General features: G+C 61.9%; 2 protein-coding genes and 1 pseudogene. All 3 read right to left on the minus strand.

The genetic code is table 11. The features are described from left to right. Positions 1-553: 553 nt before the first annotated feature. Positions 554-754 carry a DUF2283 domain-containing protein gene (locus QZY44_RS06810; RefSeq protein WP_295444049.1) on the minus strand — a complete coding sequence of 67 codons (201 nt, stop codon included), beginning with the start codon at positions 752-754 and terminating at the stop codon, positions 554-556. A gap of 111 nt (positions 755-865) precedes the next feature. Further along, on the minus strand, positions 866-1,123 hold the full coding sequence (locus QZY44_RS06815) for a hypothetical protein (RefSeq protein WP_295444052.1): 258 nt from the start codon (positions 1,121-1,123) through the stop codon (positions 866-868). Between the two features lie 126 nt (positions 1,124-1,249). After that, positions 1,250-2,645, minus strand: a pseudogene (locus tag QZY44_RS06820) (hypothetical protein); the annotation flags it as partial.

Genomic DNA, 2,645 nt, shown 5'->3' on the forward strand with positions numbered 1-2,645 from the left:
GGCCTCGCGGGGAACGACCCGAGCTCTTCCCCCGTCTGTCGATGGCTACCTAAACCCGCCTATAGTTGGTGAATGACGCGGGTCATCGCCCACGAGGGTGGGGAAGACCGGTCGGGTCGCTGGGGGCGCGGGGGGGGGTTGGGGGCCGGGGGGAGAGGGGGGTGTATGGCCGCGCGGCTGCGGCTCTGCGCCGGGTCCGTCCCCGGCGGAGCGTAGCAAGTCTGGGGGTCAGGTCTTGCAATCACGCACAGTCTGGCGGTCAGATCTCGCAATCACGCATGCGTCACAAGTCTAAGTCTGGGGGTCAGGTCTTGCAATCACGCACAGTCTGGCGGTCAGATCTCGCAATCACGCATGCGGAATTCCAAGACCTGCACCGCAATCCCATTCCAAGACCTGCCCCCACTCCCCCCGCATACATAGCTGATGCCAGTGTTGCGGTCTTGGGAGTGCCGAGCAGACGCTCTGCGTCCCGTCTGGTCACTGGTAGCCGAGCGTCGTCCGCCCATATTTCCCTACTTGCGCGCGGGAGCCACAGGACAGTGCAACACCATCAGGCAGCTTCGGAAACCACCCGCTCAATCTGCAACGGATAGATCCCGCTCTTCTGGGCATCCAGGATGGTGATTTCGCCAACACCATCGGCGGTATAGCCAAGGTTAATGTTCCATCCCACCGACTCATCCCGCAGGATCTTTCCCTTCGAGATCTCGATGAACAGGATGTCATCTTCTTCGTAGTAGACAATCTTCATGGCATGTCCCGTTGTTTCCAGTCGATCATCACAGTCTTGACGATTGGACTGAAAAATGCCTCACTCATAATCGCATCGCGTCTGGCAGGGGCGGAAGTCCTTCGGCGTCACTCACCTCGGCCACCAGTCCTCACGGAGCGCCGCAATGCGATCCTGCACCTCGCTTGGGTCGCTTACCGGGCGTCGGGCGAAGCGCGGAGACGCAAGCAGGGCCAAGGCGTCGGCGGCTGTTCCCCCGGTGGCGCCAGTCGCGGTAAGGTTGGCAGGCGGATCGGGCAGCAGGGTCAGGTAGGCGCGCCCCTGCAAGGGGAAAGGCAGCGGCTCCAGCGGACGGACCCCTCCGTCTCGGGCGATCTCGACTTCGATCATGGTCAGCACGGATCAGCCTCGTGTCTGCGGTTGCTGCGGGCAGGGCCAAGGGTCGAGCATAAGCCCTTTATCCCCGGCGAGCAAAAACGAACGAAACCGGCTCCAGCGCCCCGCCGGGCATCTTCGTCATCCTTTGGTATCACCCCATTTCCAATCGCGAATCTCCGGCATATCCTGCCCATGCTGGTCGATGTACTGCTTGTGCTCGATCAGCTTGTCCTTGAGCTGCTGCTTCAGATAGACGCCCAGGTCGCCGGTCTGCGGCAGGCGATCGATGGCGTCCATCACCAGGTGGAAGCGGTCCAGATCGTTTAGCACGGTCATGTCGAAGGGGGTGGTGATGGTGCCTTCCTCCTTGTAGCCGCGGACATGGAAGTTGTCGTGGTTGGTGCGGCGGTAGGTCAGCCGATGGATCAACCAGGGGTAGCCATGGCAGGCGAAGATCACCGGTTTATCCTTGGTGAAGGTCTCGTCGAAATCCCTGTCGCTCAAGCCATGCGGGTGCTCGCTTTGCGGTTGCAGCTTCATCAGGTCGACCACGTTGACCACCCGTATCTTCAATTCGGGCAACTGCTCGCGCAGGATGGAGACGGCGGCCAGGGTCTCCAGCGTTGGGACGTCGCCACAGCAGGCCATGACCAGATCGGGGCCACGGCCTGGTCGTTGCTGGCCCACTGCCAGATACCGAGGCCCTGGGTGCAGTGCTTGACGGCCGCGTCCATGGTCAGCCATTGCGGCGCCTGATATTTGCCGGCGATCACGACGTTGACGTCGGCGTGCTGGTTGAACATCGAGTCGATGATATGGATGAACGACTCGTAGCTATTGAACAACCCGTGCCGGCCAGTGAGGAGATAGCCTTCGAGCCAGCCTTCGCATTGATGCTCGCTCAGCATCTCCATGACCCGGCCATCGGGGCGAGGAATTCGTCGTCGGCCTGGGTCCGTGCCTCCCATTGGCGGTTGGTGGTCTCGATCACGGCGTTCAGGCGGTTGGAAAGTGTCTCGTCGGGGCCGAAGATACGGAAATTGCGTTGCGCGCGATTGAGTTGGAATGCCAGGCGGTGGCCAGCGGTCCGGTTTCCGCCTCGCCGTCGCCGACCACACAGGCGACGATCAGCTCGGGATTGTCGAACACCGCCCCGAACGAATGACTGAGCGAATAGCCCAGCTCGCCGCCCTCGTGGATCGAGCCCGGGCACTCCGGCGAGGCGTGGCTGGGAATGCCGCCGGGAAACGAGAACTGCTTGAAGAGCCGCTGCAACCCCGCCGCGTCCTGGCTGATGTTGGGATAGACCTCGCTATAGGTGCCATCGAGATAGGTGCCATCGAGATAGGTGTTGCCCACGACCGCCGGGCCGCCGTGCCCGGGACCGGAGACATAGATCATGTCGATGTCGTATTGCTTGATGACCCGATTCAGGTGCACATAAATGAAATTCTGGCCGGGGGTCGTGCCCCAGTGCCCCAGCAGCATGCGCTTTACGTCTGCCAGCACCAAGGGGCGCTTCAGGAGTGGGTTA

Origin of the sequence: uncultured Thiodictyon sp., assembly GCA_903837595.1 — a bacterium.
GTDB lineage: Bacteria > Pseudomonadota > Gammaproteobacteria > Chromatiales > Chromatiaceae > Thiodictyon.

Excerpts from the sequence above, each read along its gene's own strand:
- QZY44_RS06815 (WP_295444052.1), bottom strand. The coding sequence starts at position 1,123 with ATGATCGAAGTCGAGATCGCCCGAGACGGAGGGGTCCGTCCGCTGGAG.
- QZY44_RS06810 (WP_295444049.1), bottom strand. The coding sequence starts at position 754 with ATGAAGATTGTCTACTACGAAGAAGATGACATCCTGTTCATCGAGATC.